At 67.0% G+C, this 14,056-nt stretch carries 15 protein-coding genes; 9 read left to right on the forward strand and 6 right to left on the reverse strand.

The window, feature by feature from the left end; all coding sequences use genetic code 11:
* The first annotated feature begins 16 nt into the window (after positions 1-16).
* From AC1RJ5_RS20265 to AC1RJ5_RS20275, 3 genes are read left to right on the forward strand one after another with little or no spacing between them, the layout of a single operon-like run.
* Complete coding sequence (locus tag AC1RJ5_RS20265; RefSeq protein WP_269576156.1) at positions 17-1,375, forward strand: flagellar hook protein FlgE; 1,359 nt, start codon at positions 17-19, stop codon at positions 1,373-1,375.
* Between the two features lie 24 nt (positions 1,376-1,399).
* Positions 1,400-3,481, forward strand: a complete 2,082-nt coding sequence (locus AC1RJ5_RS20270; protein WP_269576155.1) for a flagellar hook-associated protein FlgK — start codon at positions 1,400-1,402, stop codon at positions 3,479-3,481.
* A gap of 23 nt (positions 3,482-3,504) precedes the next feature.
* Positions 3,505-4,413, forward strand: a complete 909-nt coding sequence (locus AC1RJ5_RS20275; protein ID WP_269576154.1) for a flagellin N-terminal helical domain-containing protein — start codon at positions 3,505-3,507, stop codon at positions 4,411-4,413.
* A gap of 378 nt (positions 4,414-4,791) precedes the next feature.
* Here the strand turns inward: AC1RJ5_RS20275 and AC1RJ5_RS20280 are convergent, their stop codons facing one another.
* Positions 4,792-6,609, reverse strand: a complete 1,818-nt coding sequence (locus AC1RJ5_RS20280; protein WP_493115377.1) for a hypothetical protein — start codon at positions 6,607-6,609, stop codon at positions 4,792-4,794.
* Positions 6,609-6,776: a hypothetical protein gene (locus AC1RJ5_RS20285; RefSeq protein WP_269576152.1), complete on the reverse strand. Its 168-nt coding sequence runs from the start codon at positions 6,774-6,776 to the stop codon at positions 6,609-6,611. The genes AC1RJ5_RS20280 and AC1RJ5_RS20285 overlap by 1 nt, the downstream gene beginning before the upstream one ends.
* Positions 6,777-6,915: 139 nt before the next feature.
* On the opposite strand from AC1RJ5_RS20285, the gene AC1RJ5_RS20290 reads away from it, so the two are divergent.
* Positions 6,916-7,326, forward strand: coding sequence for a hypothetical protein (locus tag AC1RJ5_RS20290; RefSeq protein ID WP_493115379.1), 411 nt, complete (start codon positions 6,916-6,918; stop codon positions 7,324-7,326).
* 74 nt (positions 7,327-7,400) lie between these two features.
* On the opposite strand, the gene AC1RJ5_RS20295 is transcribed toward AC1RJ5_RS20290, so the two are convergent.
* Genes AC1RJ5_RS20295 through AC1RJ5_RS20310 form a run of 4 tightly spaced genes read right to left on the reverse strand, consistent with a single transcriptional unit; the run spans position 7,401 to position 9,950 of the window.
* Entirely contained in the window at positions 7,401-7,988 is a 588-nt protein-coding gene (locus tag AC1RJ5_RS20295) for a MotE family protein (protein ID WP_493115380.1), read from the reverse strand.
* Positions 7,988-8,389: a DUF6468 domain-containing protein gene (locus AC1RJ5_RS20300; protein WP_184168651.1), complete on the reverse strand. Its 402-nt coding sequence runs from the start codon at positions 8,387-8,389 to the stop codon at positions 7,988-7,990. Before AC1RJ5_RS20300 ends, AC1RJ5_RS20295 begins: the two co-directional genes overlap by 1 nt.
* On the reverse strand, positions 8,386-9,405 hold the full coding sequence (gene fliM / locus AC1RJ5_RS20305) for a flagellar motor switch protein FliM (protein WP_269576148.1): 1,020 nt from the start codon (positions 9,403-9,405) through the stop codon (positions 8,386-8,388). Before fliM ends, AC1RJ5_RS20300 begins: the two co-directional genes overlap by 4 nt.
* Complete coding sequence (locus AC1RJ5_RS20310) at positions 9,402-9,950, reverse strand: flagellar basal body-associated FliL family protein (RefSeq protein ID WP_342251624.1); 549 nt, start codon at positions 9,948-9,950, stop codon at positions 9,402-9,404. The genes fliM and AC1RJ5_RS20310 overlap by 4 nt, the downstream gene beginning before the upstream one ends.
* Positions 9,951-10,064: 114 nt before the next feature.
* Between AC1RJ5_RS20310 and flgF the strand changes: the two genes are divergently transcribed.
* From flgF to AC1RJ5_RS20335, 5 genes are all read left to right on the forward strand, one after another.
* Complete coding sequence (flgF, locus tag AC1RJ5_RS20315) at positions 10,065-10,802, forward strand: flagellar basal-body rod protein FlgF (protein WP_269576146.1); 738 nt, start codon at positions 10,065-10,067, stop codon at positions 10,800-10,802.
* Positions 10,803-10,831: 29 nt separating this feature from the next.
* Positions 10,832-11,617: a flagellar basal-body rod protein FlgG gene (gene flgG, locus AC1RJ5_RS20320; protein WP_493115382.1), complete on the forward strand. Its 786-nt coding sequence runs from the start codon at positions 10,832-10,834 to the stop codon at positions 11,615-11,617.
* A complete protein-coding gene (flgA, locus tag AC1RJ5_RS20325; protein ID WP_493115384.1) occupies positions 11,617-12,045 on the forward strand; it encodes a flagellar basal body P-ring formation chaperone FlgA in 429 nt (142 codons plus the stop codon). The genes flgG and flgA overlap by 1 nt, the downstream gene beginning before the upstream one ends.
* Before the next feature lie 25 nt (positions 12,046-12,070).
* Entirely contained in the window at positions 12,071-12,823 is a 753-nt protein-coding gene (flgH, locus tag AC1RJ5_RS20330) for a flagellar basal body L-ring protein FlgH (RefSeq protein ID WP_184168645.1), read from the forward strand.
* 321 nt (positions 12,824-13,144) lie between these two features.
* Positions 13,145-13,999 (forward strand): flagellin, encoded by an 855-nt coding sequence (locus AC1RJ5_RS20335; RefSeq protein WP_269576143.1) that lies wholly within the window; start codon positions 13,145-13,147, stop codon positions 13,997-13,999.
* Positions 14,000-14,056: the final 57 nt, after the last annotated feature.

Consider the following 14,056-nt stretch of genomic DNA (forward strand, 5'->3'; position numbering starts at 1 on the left):
CGAGGGAGTATTCGTCTTGAGCCTCTATTCCGCTCTCTATGCCGGCGTTTCCGGTCTCAACGCGCAGTCCAGCGCGATGGCAGCGGTTGCCGACAACATCACCAACATCAACACCATCGGCTACAAGGGCGTCGAAGCCCAGTTCAAGACGATGGTCACGGACGGCCGTGCCCGTTCGAGCTATTCGGCTGGCGGCGTCGTCGCCGCGCCGACCGCGATGATCTCGAAGCAGGGCATGATGCAGGCTTCGAGCAGCAGCACCGACATTGCCATCGACGGCAAGGGTTTCTTCGTCACCCGCACCGCCTCGGGCGGCCAGGGCGAGGTCGCCTTCACCCGCGCCGGCTCGTTCCGCGCCGATGAGGAAGGCTTCCTGAAGAACCCGGCGACCGGCCTGTACCTGTACGGCTATCGCCTCGATGCCGAGGGCAAGTACAACAACACCGGCAATATCGACGACCTGGAAGCGATCCGCGTCAGCGACCTGACCGGCACCGCGGCGGCGACGTCGCGCATCCAGGCGCGTATCAACCTCAACACCGCGACCGAGGTTTCGCCCGCTGCTGCCACCTACGCCACCGGCGACCTGGCGAAGTATGCGGCCGACAACACCTACACGCCGAAGACCGAGAACCAGTTCCAGCGCTCGTTCACTGTCTATGACCAGCAGGGCGGTTCGCACACGCTGAACATGGCCTTCATCAAGACCGGCCCGAATGCGTGGAAGGCGGAAGTCTATTCCGTCCCGGCCGCTGACGTCATGGACACCAGCGTGACCCCGCCTGTCGCCAGCACCAACGGCTTCATCGCCGGCGGCGACGTCAACTTCAAGCCGGACGGCAGCCTCGACCTCCCGTCGGGCAGCTGGCTGAACAGCGCGCTGAACATCACCTATGCCAACCAGGCGTCCTCGGTGCCGATCAAGCTCGAACTGGGCAGCGACGGCAAGATCGACGGCCTTACCCAGTTCGGCCAGCCGAGCTCGCTGATCTCGGGCAACACCGATGGCGGCACGCTGGGCAATCTGTCGCAGATCGAAATCACCAAGGACGGTGTCGTCAACGCGGTGTTCGACGACGGCACCACCCGTGCGGTGTTCCAGCTCCCGCTGGCGACCTTCCAGAACCCGGATGGCCTCACCCGCGTGTCGGGCAACGCCTACACCGCCAGCCGTACCTCGGGCGGCTTCACGCTGAACGAGCCGGGTGAACTCGGTGCGGGCGCCATCGCGCCGAACTCGCTCGAAGCATCGACGGTCGATCTCGCCAGCGAGTTCACCAACATGATCCGCTTCCAGCGTGCGTACAGCGCGTCGTCGAAGATCATCACGACGGTCGACGACATGCTGCGCGAAGTCAGCGACCTGAAGCGCTAAAACTCTAACTGAACGCAGGGGATCATGGCGCTCAACGACATTCTCGGTACCGCGATTTCCGGCCTGACAGCTGCTCAGGCCGGACTTCGCTCGGTTTCCAACAACATCGCGAATGTCGGAGTGGCCGGCTATGCGCGCGAGCGCGTCAGCCTCACCACGGGCGTGGTCGCGGGGCAGGTCAGCGGCGTGGTGGTGGGCGAGCCCACCCGCGTCGCCGACCGCTTCCTCGAAGCGACGGTCTATACTCGGGCGGGCGATCTCGGCCGCTCGGAAGTGGTCTCCAACTATCTGGATCGCATGCAGGCGCTGCTCGGGCAGCCGGGGGCTTCTTCGGGCCTCCCGGCGCGCCTCGACGCCGTCTCGGCCTCGGCCGTGGCGATGACGGGCTCGCTCGCCTCCACGCAGACGGTGGCACAGTTCACCAATGACGTGCAGGACGCGATCACTTCGATGCAGCAGATGGACAATGACGTGTCCCAGCTGCGTGCCGACGTGGAGTCGGAAGTCGGCTATTCGGTCGACAAGATCAATTCGCTGCTCCAGCGCATCCACGACCTGAACGGCACCATTGCCCAGGCGACCGGGCTCGGCCGCAGCGCCGGCGGCGCGGCCGACCAGCGGATGAGCGCGCTCCAGGAGCTGAGCGGGCTGATGCAGGTCACCATCCGCGATCAGCCGGACGGCCGCGTCTCGATCGAGACCGGCAATGGCCAGACGCTGCTCGACAAGCGCCTGCGCCAGCTCTCCTATCCCAGCAGCGGGTCGGTTTCGCAGGCTACCTATCCCCCGATCGAGATCCGCCTGGCCCAGCCCGACGCGGCGACCGGCGACAAGATCGATTCCGCCGCGATCGGCGGCAAGCTCGGCGGCCTGCTCGATCTGCGCGATCGCGCGCTGCCCGCGGTCCAGGAGCAGCTGGGTACGCTGTTCACCGGCCTGTCCCAGGCGCTCAACGCGGTTTCCAACGCCAACAGCACCGTGCCGCCGCCCGCCAGCCTCACCGGCCGCAACAGCGGCCTGGTCGGCGCGGACCGGCTGGGCTTCACCGGCGCGGCCACTTTCGCGGTGACCAAGGCCGACGGCACGCTCGTCGCCAGCACCAAGATCGATTTCGACGCGCTCGGCCCGACCGCGACGGTCGACGACATGGTCAACGCGATCAATGCTGGCCTGGGCGGCGCCGGCACGGCGAGCTTCGTCAACGGCACGCTCAGCATCAGCGCCACCGGCGCGGGCAACGGCGTGGCCGTCGGCCAGGACGCGACCAAGCCCAGCGCGCGCGCCGGGCAGGGCGTTTCGCAGTTCTTCGGTCTCAACGACCTCGTCCGCAGCGACAGCAGTTCGCTGGTCCCCTCGGGTCTCGCAACTGGCGACCCCCATGGCTTTGCTGCGGGCGAGACCGCGCAGATCGTGCTGCGCGACAGCTCGGGCCGGGCCCTGACCAGCTACACGCTGTCGCCCGCCGCCGGCGGTACCGTCGGCGACATGGTCAACGACCTCAACGCCAGCCCGCTCGCCAATTTCGGCACCTTCTCGCTCGACGATGCCGGGCGCATGCGCTTCCAGCCGTCGGCGAACGTCGCGGGTGCGACGCTGTCGATCCCGGCGGATTCGACCAATCGCTTCGGCACCGGCCGTTCCTTCTCGCAGATGATGAACCTCACCGGGGCATCGAGCGGGCTCGGCATGGCGGAGGTGCGCCCCGAGATCCTCGCCGATCCGAAGAAGCTCGGCCTTGCGCAGCTGCAGGATGTCGCGGTCGGCGCCAAGGCGCTCGGCTCGGGCGACACGCGCGGCGCGACCGCGTTCGTCAACAAGCTCGGCAGCGCGATCGATCTCGGCAAGGACGGCAAGTCGACGGTCGATGCCTTCGCCAGCAACCTGATGGGCCGGATCGGCCTCGATGCCAGCCAGGCCCAGGGCCGGCTCGCCGATGCCTCGGCGCGCAGTGCCGATGCGATCAACCGCCGCGACAGCTTCGCCGGCGTCAACATCGACGAGGAACTCTCGCAGATGGTCGTGCTGCAGAACAGCTATTCGGCCGCCGCGCGGGTGATCACCACCGCCAACGACATGTACGACACGCTCCTCGGCATGCTCCGCTAAGGGCCAGAAAGAAGGGAAGACCCATGACCCGCGTCGCCACCATTCCGCTCCAGAGCACCATGTCCAGCGCGATCATGCGTGCGCAGGAGAAGCTCGCAGCGACTCAGACCCAGCTTTCGACCGGCAAGAAGGCCGCGACCTTCGCCGATCTCGGCACCGAGTCCGTGCGCAACCTGTCGGCGCACACGCTGCTCGCGCGCCAGGAAGCCCAGTCCACCGTCTCGAAGCGCGTCGGTACCACCCTCTCGCTCTACCAGGCGAACATGGAAGGCATCGAGGACGCGACCTCGGACCTGCGCTCCAGCCTGATGAACGCGGTCGGCACCGGCGATTCCGCCGGCCTCCAGGAAGCGATCCAGACTGCCTTCGATCAGTTCCGCACCTCGCTCAACGCGTCGGAAGGCGGCACGCCGCTGTTCGCCGGCAGCCAGATCGATCAGGCGCCCTTCTCGGTGAACACGCTGGCCGATGCGGCCGCCACGCCGGGTGCCAGTGCCTTCCACAACGACACTGTGAAGGCGAATGCCCGCGTCGCAGACGGCGTGGACGTGAAGTATGGCGTCGGCGCCAGCGAGATCGGCGCCAATCTCTACGAGGCGTTCCGCACGCTCGGCGCGGCTGGCGCGATCGGCACCAAGCTCACCGACGCCCAGCTCGATTCGATCAAGCAGGCGGTGTCGCAGATCGACACCGGCCTTGGCGATCTGCGTGCCGTCAATGCGGAGAACGGCCGCAAGCAGAACCAGGTCGACACGCTCGCCTCGCGCGGCGAGGAGCGCGGACTGGTTCTGAAGAACGTGATCCAGGAGAATGAGGACGCCGATCTCGGCCAGGTCGCGATCGACCTCGCCCAGCAGAAGAGCGTGCTCGAGGCGAGCTACTCGGTCTTCGCCCAGCTCTCGGGCCTGAACCTGACCAACTATCTGAAGTAAGCATTCCCTTCCCGCAAAGGGATGGGTCAGGAAAGGCCGGGCTCGATGCCCGGCCTTTTCCGTTTGGGCTCGGTTCGCCGCCATTGCTTCCCCGGCGAAAGCCGGGGCCCAGGGTTTCTCTGCGGTGTCGCTTGTGGCCTTGGGCCCCGGCTTCCGCCGGGGAGCACCAGTTCCTTGTAATGTAGGATTTCGCATGATTGGCTGGATCCGTCCGGGATCCAGTCCCGGCCGCTCTTTCTTCATGTCGAATAGGCGGGCGCAGCCCACCGATACCTGCGGATCCCCGGCGAAAGCCGGGGTCCGGGGCTTCTCTGCAGTATCGCTCGTGACTCTGAACCCCGGCCTTCGCCGGGGATCCGCTACGATCGCGGTGCGCCCTCAGCCGCCCGCGTCGAGCAGGTCGCCGATCGCGCCGGCCGGGCTCGCCTCGGGGATCGCGGCGATCGCGGCGTCCAGCTTGGCGGGATCGATCCTGTCGATGCTGGCGGTCAGCATGTCGAAGGCGCCGGCGCTGGGCAGGCCCTTGAACGCGGCGGCATAGCGGCCCTGCAGGGCGCGCAGCTTGTCCTCGCGATTGGTCATCGCCAGCGCCACGGCATAGCGCAGCACGGCCGCCTGTTGCGGCGCGCCCAGCGCGCCCTTGGCGGCGGGCAGGCTCTTCTCGCTCTCGGTGACGAAGCTGCCCCAGTCCTGGGTGCGCCAGTGGATCTCGGCACGCACCGCCGCGCCGTCCGGCACGCCGTCCAGCGCGGCTGCCGCGGCATCGTCCTTGCCGAGCCGGTGGAGCGCCACGGCTTCCATCCGCTTGCGGTCCCAGCGCATCTGGTTGGAATAGCTGGGCTGTTCGCTGTTCTGCAGGGCCTTGAGCGCCAGGTCGGGGCGGCCGGCGAGGATCTGCAGCGTCGCGACGCGCACCGACAGCGGGCCCTGCGCGACGTCCTGCGCGCGCTGGGTGAGCTGGTAGGTGAGGAGTTCGGCGGCGCGGGCGTAGAGGCCCGCGGTCTGCAGCCGGTCGGCGAGCCGGTTGGCGAGCAGGTCGCCGTCGCCGCCCGCCGGGGCCAGTTCGCGATAGTCCCAGTACAGGCCGGCCGCCTGGGGCAGCGGTATGCCGCTTTCCGGAGCCAGTACCGAGATCATGGCCTGCTGGAGCTCGGCGAGCATCGGGCCGGCCTGGGCGCCGAGCTTGAAATAACGCAGCAGCGTGGCGCCGCTCTTCAGCTCGGTGCGCAGGTCCTGGGCTTCCTTGGCCAGGCCATATTCGATGGTCAGCGCGCGCCGCTCGACCGGGCCGCCGCGCCAGCCGAAGCGCAGCGCGTCGAGCTGCTTGATCGCGTCGGCCGGGCTGATCGCGTGGCCGTCGATCGAAACCTGGATCGTACCGAGTTTTGCGCCCGCTTTGACCTCGGATGAGCCGGTCAGCGCCGCGCGTTCGAATCTCAGCCGTGCGCCGGCGAGGTCGTTTTTCGCGAGCAGTGCCCTGCCGCGAAGCAGGTTCGCATCGGGGTTCCGGTCGCTGAACAGGCCGAGCCATTGCAGCGCCGGGTCGGGCTGGCCGATATCGATCGCGGCGCCCGCGGCGGCCAGCATGAAGTCCACCCGGTCGCGCGGGGCGCGGGCGTTGATCGCCACCCGGGCGCATTCGATCTGGCCGACGGCTTCGGCCGCCGCACCCGAATGGGCAAGCGCGCGCATCCGCCAGGCACAGGCCTCGGGATTGCCGACAAGCTCGGCGCTGCTCAGCGATTCCACCGCTTCGGCATCGCGGCCGAGCATGGTCAGCGCCGCACCGCGGGCAAGCTGATAGGGCGCGACGAGCGCGAGGTCGGTATCGGCGAGGCGCATCGCCTCGAGCACGCCCAGCGCCTCGGCACCGCGCTCGGCGGCGATCAGGCCCTTGGCATAGCTCCAGCGGACCGACTGGCGGGTGTCGGGCGTGGCGGTGGCGAGCTGGTGCCACGCTTCGGTGCCGGTCACACCGCTCCAGCCGTCGCCGCCGGTGATCATCGGCATCTGTGCCAGCGTGGCGGCGAAGCGGGGCAGGGCGACGCTCGGGATGGTCGCCGGCGGCGTGGCGCCGGCGGCGGGCGCGGGAGCAGGGGCCGCGGCATGCGCGGCATCGCCGCCATGGACCGTCGGTGCGGTCGTGGCGGGCGCCGTCGTGGTACCGGCGGCAAGGATGAGGAAGAAGCTGCGCATCAGCCGAGCCCGAACGGACGGATGACGACGACGGCGATGCCGCCGCCGATGCAGGCGAGCAGGAACAGGATGGCCGGCATCATCGGCAGTGCCGGCTTGGCCGGTGCCGCGACGGGAGCCGGGCGGGGCCTGACGACTTCCGCGGTGCCCTCGATGGTGGTCCGCACATTCGGATGCCCCCCATCGCTGACGACACGCATCTTTCCCGGGCGCTGATCGTGGCTCAACTCGTCACCTGCTCACTGATTTCATTCTATTATAGAGTGATGGGCGCCCGCGCGGCGCCATGTACCGATATCGGAGGGCATGATTTTGCGACGCGAAACGCTGGTAGCGCTTGGGCTTGCGGCTTTGCCGATGCCGGGTGGCGGCGCTTTTGCCTCCGGCGGCGGCGCCGCGGGCGAGGGGCTGCACCTCGTGCCGATGGAAGAAGTCACCGTGCCGATCATCGACGCGGACCGGGTCAACGGCGTGCTGCGCTTCAAGCTGGTCATTGATGCCGGCACGGCGGAAGCGGCCACCAAGCTGAATGGCGAGATGCCGGTTCTGCGCGCCGCGACGGTCGCAGCCGGCCTCGAGTTCGCGCGGCTCAATGCCTCGGCACTGCGCGCCGTCGATGCGCAGCAGCTCGATCACGACCTTACTGCGGCACTCAAGCAGGCGGAGCCCGGCTTGGTCCGCGTGCTGATCGTCGAGGTCGACGCCCGCACCGGCTGAGCGGCTCGCGAGACGCAAAAGAAAAGGGCCACCCCGGCACGGCGCCGGGGTGGCCCTTTTCTTTGTGCTTCAGCTTAGCGGCGTGCAGCCTGAGCCGGGCCGGTCGCCTGGCGGGGCGTAGCCTGGGGCTGGGCCTGAGCGTGCCCGGCGTTGCGGCGAGCCAATGCCATGCTCAGCGACGCGGCACCCTTGGGCGTCATCGCGGCCATGATCATCGCGGTCGAGCGTTCGCGCATGCGCTGCGCGACCTTCATCTGCACTTCCATGTCGAGCTGCTCGAAGACCACTGCAGCGGCCTTGGGCTTCATCGCCTGGTAGATCCGGGCCAGCTCGTCGAACTGCGAGTCCGCCGGGTTCGGCGCGCCGGGGGCGCCGCTGGGGCCGCCCGCCATCTGCTGCGCTTCATCCTGCTTCTTTCGTGCCTCGGCATCGGCGGCGAGCCGCGCGGTGGCGGCCTTGGCCGCCTGCTCGCGCAGGTCGAGCCCGCGCTTGCGGCGCGCGGCGGCGGCGTCGCGGTCGTTCATGTCCTGGGTGATCGCATTGCCCAGCCGCGTGGTGTTTGCGCTGCTGTCCTGCTGCCCGGTGGCGATCGTCGCTGCATTGGCGACCACCGCCATCCCGGCGACGCCGGCGGTGAGGAGGAGGAGGGAAGGGCGGGCCATTACGCGGCTTCCGCCACGGGAGCCGCAGTCTCGCCTTCGCTGTCGGTCTCGACTGTCTCGGCGTCCTCACGGGCATGGCGCTGGGCATTGGCCATGCCGACCGCGCTGACGATCCGCTCGGCCGCGGAATCAGCCAGGCCCGTCATCAGGCTCAGCTCGTCCCGCAGCTCCCGGGCGCGTTCGACCAGCTGGGCATGGCGGGCGCAATCGGTACCGAGCGTATGCTTCATGTCCGAAAGCACGGCGCGGGCCTGGACGGTGGCGACCTGCAGAGCCTCGACGACCTGGGTGAGCGCGCCGTCCTTCACGGTACGCAGGCTCTTCATCATCCGCACGCTCTGCACGAGCACGGCCATGCACAGGATGATCGTCAGCACATTGGCGAGTAGCGCGATGCTCATTGCTTCACCTTCTTGTCGGAGGAAACGTCGTTGATCAGGCGCACGGCAACCTTGCCGCTGCGCTGGCCGATCTGGCCCTGGGCGAGCTTCACGCCGCCACAGGCAATATCGAGTGCGTCGTCGGGGCTCTTGTGGAGCGCGATGGTCTGGCCGATCTCGAGGCTGCGCAAGTCGGCGATCGACATGGCCTTCTCGCCGAGCAGCACGCTCATCGACACGTTGGTCTTGCGCACCTCGGCGGCCATATGGGCCTCCCAGATGCTGTCGCGGCCGCTCTTCTCGCCCATGAAGCGCTGGAGCAGCTTGTCGCGCACCGGTTCGAGCGTCGCGTAGGGGAACACCAGGGTGAACCGTCCGCCGCGCCCGTCCATATCGACCCGGAAGGTCGCGGTGGCGCAGATGTTGGAGACGCCCGCGATCGCGGCGAAGCGCGGATTGGTCTCGATGCGCTCCAGGTTCATGTTCACGGCTTCGATCGGCGCGAAGGCCTCGGAGAAGTCCGCGAGCGCCAGGCTCAGCATGCGCGATACCAGGCCGGTTTCGATCGTGGTGAAGGCGCGACCGTCGATGACCACCGGCGAACCACCGCCGCGACCGCCGAGCAATGCATCGACCACCGAGTAGATTAGGCCGGAATCGACAGTGACGAGACCGTAGCTTTCCCATTCCTCGATCTTGAACACGCCGACCATCGCCGGCAGCGCGACCCGGTTCATGAACTCGCCGAAGCGGGTGGAGGTCACTTCCTCCAGGCTCACGTCCACGCCGTCCGAAGTCAGGTTGCGCATCGAGCTCGCAAAGGTGCGGACGACGCGGTCACACACCACTTCGAGCATCGGCAGACGCTCGTGGCTGATGACCTTGGACTCGATGACGGCGCGAAGGCCCTTCTTGCCGACCGTGGGCCCGAAATCGCCGAACAGCGCGTCGATATCGGCCTGGTCGAAGCTGCCGCCGCCCATATCGCCCGGAGGGGCGGGGGGATCGGGGAGGTCAAAATCCTCGAGATCGATCATTGCTGCACCAGATCCTGGATCAGAATGTCCTTCACCTGGCCGTCGCCGAGCGTGGCCGTGGCGCGAACCATCATCTCTTCCTTGATGCGGAAGACGGCGGCCGAGCCGGAAAGGTCCTCGGGGCGCAGTTCGCGCAGGAAGGGCTGGAAGCTGTCGAGCACCAGAGGCAACTTCTCCTTCAGGTCGTCCGGGGCGACGCCGTCGCCGGGCACGATCATGAAGTGGAGCTTGAGGAAGCGGGCCTGGCCGTCGGGAGAACGCAGGTTCACCATCATCGCGGGCACGTCGAGGAATGCGTCCTTGCCGCTCTCGGTCCCTTCGCCGTGGCCGCCCTCGGCGCTCTTTGCTTCCGTCTTCGATCCATGCTCGCTCTTGGCTTCCTCAGCCTTGGCGCTCGAGCCGGAGAACATGAAGGCGGCACCACCGCCGCCGCCGAGCAGCAGAACGCCTGCCGCGGCACCGATGATGATGAGCTTCTTCTTCGACTTGGGCTTGGCTGCCTTCGCAGCCTCCGCGCCCTCCTCGATGATTTCCGGAGACGACATTCCCTGGTGACCTTCCGAAATCTGCACGCCGACACCGCGTCGGTGCATTTCGTTCTATTATAGGAGGAGCGCCCGGCAATTGTTGCCTAGTGCGAACTTTTTGAGGGACGTCCGGTGGACATTTCTTCCTATGTGCTGCTCAGCCAGGAAACGGCGCTTCGCCGTCGCATGGACGTGGCGGCGAACAATCTCGCCAACATGAACACGGTTGGCTTCAAGCGCGAGCAGCCGGTCTTCCGCGAATATGTGGAGAAGACCGACAGCGCGGTGAAGCCTGCGAAGCAGACTTCGTTCGTGCTCGATTATGGCGCGGTCCATGATTTCAGCCAGGGGGCCTTCCAGCCAACGGGTAACCAGCTCGACGTGATGATCGAAGGGCAGGGCTATCTGTCGGTCCAGGCGCCTGACGGCTCGACTGCCTATACGCGCGCGGGGCAGCTCAAGATGCTGCCGAGCGGCGAGCTTGCCACCTCGAGCGGCAACAAGGTGCTGGGCGAGGGCGGCAAGCCGATCGTCATCCCGGCCGAGGCGGCGAACCAGATCGAGATCGGCAAGGATGGCACGATCAACGGTCCGGGTGGCCCGTTCGGTCGCCTGACGGTGACGCAGTTCGACGAGGCGGGCGTGGATCCGCGCGGCGACGGCCTCTTCAACGGCACCGGCGGCCGTGAGCTGCCCGCGGGCGAGACGCATCTGATGGCCGGCGGCATCGAAGGCTCCAACGTCAATGCGATCCAGGAAACCACCGACATGGTGGAGATCCTGCGCGCCTATCAGACGAGCCAGAACCTCTCCCAGAGCATGAACGACATGCGCAAGTCGGCAATCGACAAGCTCAGCCGGGTCGGCTGACGGGCGCCCTAAGCACAAGGAACTGAACCATGCGTACGCTTTCCATCGCTGCGACGGGCATGCTCGCACAGCAGACCAATGTCGATGTGATCTCGAACAACATCGCCAACATGAACACCACCGGCTTCAAGCGCCAGCGCGCCGAGTTCCAGGACCTTCTCTATGAGCAGGTCGTGCGTCCCGGTTCGTCGACCAGCGCGCAGACCCGTAGCCCCACCGGCATTCAGATCGGCTCGGGTGTGAAGACCGGCGCGATCTACCGGATCAACGAGCAGGGCTCGGTCCAGCAGACCGACAACCAGTATGACATGGCGATCCAGGGCCATGGCTATTTCCAGATCACGCTGCCCGACGGTTCGACCGGCTATACCCGCGACGGCTCGTTCGGCGTGTCGGACCAGGGCGAGCTGGTGAATTCGGACGGCTTCCCGGTCCAGCCGGGCATCACCGTGCCGCAGAACGCCGTCAGCGTCACCGTCTCGAAGACCGGTCAGGTCGATGTCGTGCTCGGCGGCGGTGATCCCACCCCGCAGACGCTCGGCCAGCTCCAGCTCGCCACCTTTGTCAACGAAGGCGGCCTGGAGGCCAAGGGCGGCAACCTGTTCCTCGAGACTGCCGCTTCGGGTGCGCCGATCGCCGGCGCCCCGGGCGATCCCGGCTTCGGCACGCTGATGCAGGGCTTTGTCGAGGCCTCGAACGTCAATCCGGTGGCCGAAATCACTGCGCTGATCACCGCGCAGCGTGCCTATGAGATGAATAGCCGCGTCGTGAAGACCGCTGACGAGATGCTGGCCACCACCAGCCAGCTGCGCTGATGATGAACCTCCTCAGCCTCGCGCTGCTCGCCTTCGGTTCGCCGGAGGACGTGCCCGTCGCCGTGCTCGGCCATGCCGTGCAGAAGGGCGATCGCATCGAGGCGGGCGACTTCTCGGTCGAGCAGCGCCCCGCCGCTTCGGCGCGCGGCGCGCTCACCATCGATCAGGCCGCCGGCATGGAAGCCGCGCGCAACCTGCCGGCAGGCACGGTGGTGCGCCAGGCAGACCTGATGCGGCCGCAGATGGTTCGTCGCGGCGAGCCGGTGACGATCCGTATCGTCAGCGGTCCGCTGATCATCACCGCCGCGGGCCGCGCGCTCGCCGGCGGCTCGAAGGGCGAGGCCGTGCGGGTCGTCGCCAACGCCACCAACCGCACGCTGGACGGGGTCGTCGAGGCCTCGGGCACCGTGCGGATCGTCACACCTTGAACTTGCAGCTTACAGGGAAAGTAGCATGCGTAAGATCATTCTGATTGCGGCGATGGCCGCCACGCTTTCGGGTTGCGGCGCAGTCGGTCGGCTCAAGGCCGTCGGCAAGGCGCCGAAGCTCTCCGAGATGCAGCCGGTCGACATGCCCGAGATCGAGCCGTCGCTCGCGGCGCCTGCGGATCGCACCCGCACCGGCACGCCCGCCGCGGTGGCTCAGCAGCAGGGCGGCAGCGCTTCGCTGTTCCGCACCGGCGCCGGCGCGCTGTTCCGCGATCAGCGTGCGAACAAGACCGGTGACATCCTCACCATCAAGATCAAGATCGCCGACAAGGCGGATCTGGGCAACAACACGTCGCGCACCCGCGGTGGCAGCGAGAGCGGCGGCCTGGGCGGCCTGCTCGGCATCAGCCCGGTGAAGAAGCTGCTTGGCGCCGACGCCAATGCCGCGCTCGAGACCAATTCGGGCTCGAAATATGCCGGCGGCGGCACCACCGCGCGCTCCGAAACGATCAACATGACGATGGCCGCCATCGTCACCCAGGTGATGCCGAACGGCAACCTGATGATCCGCGGACGCCAGGAAGTGCGCGTCAACTTCGAGATGCGCGAGCTGATCGTCACCGGCATCATCCGTCCGGAAGACATCGCCCGCGACAATTCGATCAGCCACTCGCAGATCGCCGAGGCGCGCGTGATCTATGGCGGCAAGGGCCAGCTCACCGACGCGCAGCAGGCGCGCTGGGGCCAGCAGATCTACGACGCGCTCTTCCCCTTCTGAGCCGTCGCCACATCGACATGAGGATCGCCTCGCAGCCTGTGCTGCGGGGCGATTTTCTTTTGGGCTATGGCGCCCGCCGGGCCGCATTCCGTGGACCTGCTCGCCTCGATCGCGGTCTGCGCAAGTCGCTGAAATCGGGAGGCTTTGCGGCAAGGTTTCAAATTAACCTTTCGCTAACCATTTAAATTCGCGGACTAATTTTGGTCATCCTATAATTTTTCCCACAATGAACATGCGGGCGTACCGATCACGTTCCGTCGCGAACCGGCGTCTCCGGTTTGGGTCGCAGAAGCGGCTCTTCGATCCAAGAAGGATAGTAACATGGCATTTTCGGTTAACACCAACGTCGGTGCGATGGCGGCTCTCCAGAGCCTGAACGAGACCAACAAGGGCCTGTCGCAGGTTCAGAGCCGCATCAACACCGGCCTGAAGGTTGCGTCGACCAAGGACGACTCGGCTTCGTACACCATTGCTCAGGGCCTGCGTGGCGACATGGGCGGCCTCGCTGCCGTGTCTTCGTCGCTGAGCCGCGCCAAGAGCGTGACCGACGTGGCGGTGGCTGGCGCCGAGCAGATCTCGGACGTCGTGAACCAGATGAAGGCGAAGGCCTACCAGGCTGCTGACGCCGGCATCGACACGTCGACCCGTGACGCGCTCAACGCAGACTTCGTTGCACTGCGTGACCAGATCACCACGATCGTGAACTCGTCTGACTTCAACGGCACGAACCTGCTGAAGGCTTCGGGCGGCACCGTGACGGCTCTGCAGTCGCTGCAGGACTCGAACACCGGCTCGACCACCTGGGATCCGGATTCGCTGAGCGTTGCCAACCAGGGTCTCGACCTTGGTGGCTCGGTCGTGACCATCGGCGCCTCGGGCAACATCAGCAGCCAGGCTTCGGCTCAGGCGATGATCGACACGATCACCACCACCCAGAGCAACCTGAAGACCAGCCTCAGCACCCTGGGCGCTGCTTCGCGCAAGATCGACGCACAGTCGACCTTCACGAGCAAGCTCTCGGACGTGATCGAAGGCGGCATTGGCAACCTCGTCGACGCCGACCTGGCGAAGGAATCGGCGAAGCTGCAGGCCCTTCAGGTCAAGCAGCAGCTCGGCGTGCAGGCTCTGTCGATCGCCAACCAGGCGCCGTCGACCATCACGTCGCTGTTCCGTTAAGGCCAGACTTTTCCCTGGAGTCTATGGCCCTGACGAGGAGGCCGGGACGCAAGTCCC

The sequence above is a fragment of the Sphingomonas sp. GW822-FHT03G08 genome (assembly GCF_058801135.1).

What these genes read in the sequence shown, in the direction of transcription:
- AC1RJ5_RS20270 (WP_269576155.1), top strand. Translation starts at nt 1,400, where the DNA reads ATGGCGCTCAACGACATTCTCGGTACCGCGATTTCCGGCCTGACAGCT.
- AC1RJ5_RS20275 (WP_269576154.1), top strand. Translation starts at nt 3,505, where the DNA reads ATGACCCGCGTCGCCACCATTCCGCTCCAGAGCACCATGTCCAGCGCG.
- AC1RJ5_RS20280 (WP_493115377.1), bottom strand. Translation starts at nt 6,609, where the DNA reads ATGCGCAGCTTCTTCCTCATCCTTGCCGCCGGTACCACGACGGCGCCC.
- AC1RJ5_RS20290 (WP_493115379.1), top strand. Translation starts at nt 6,916, where the DNA reads ATGATTTTGCGACGCGAAACGCTGGTAGCGCTTGGGCTTGCGGCTTTG.
- AC1RJ5_RS20295 (WP_493115380.1), bottom strand. Translation starts at nt 7,988, where the DNA reads ATGGCCCGCCCTTCCCTCCTCCTCCTCACCGCCGGCGTCGCCGGGATG.
- AC1RJ5_RS20300 (WP_184168651.1), bottom strand. Translation starts at nt 8,389, where the DNA reads ATGAGCATCGCGCTACTCGCCAATGTGCTGACGATCATCCTGTGCATG.
- fliM (WP_269576148.1), bottom strand. Translation starts at nt 9,405, where the DNA reads ATGATCGATCTCGAGGATTTTGACCTCCCCGATCCCCCCGCCCCTCCG.
- AC1RJ5_RS20310 (WP_342251624.1), bottom strand. Translation starts at nt 9,950, where the DNA reads ATGTCGTCTCCGGAAATCATCGAGGAGGGCGCGGAGGCTGCGAAGGCA.
- flgG (WP_493115382.1), top strand. Translation starts at nt 10,832, where the DNA reads ATGCGTACGCTTTCCATCGCTGCGACGGGCATGCTCGCACAGCAGACC.
- flgA (WP_493115384.1), top strand. Translation starts at nt 11,617, where the DNA reads ATGATGAACCTCCTCAGCCTCGCGCTGCTCGCCTTCGGTTCGCCGGAG.
- flgH (WP_184168645.1), top strand. Translation starts at nt 12,071, where the DNA reads ATGCGTAAGATCATTCTGATTGCGGCGATGGCCGCCACGCTTTCGGGT.
- AC1RJ5_RS20335 (WP_269576143.1), top strand. Translation starts at nt 13,145, where the DNA reads ATGGCATTTTCGGTTAACACCAACGTCGGTGCGATGGCGGCTCTCCAG.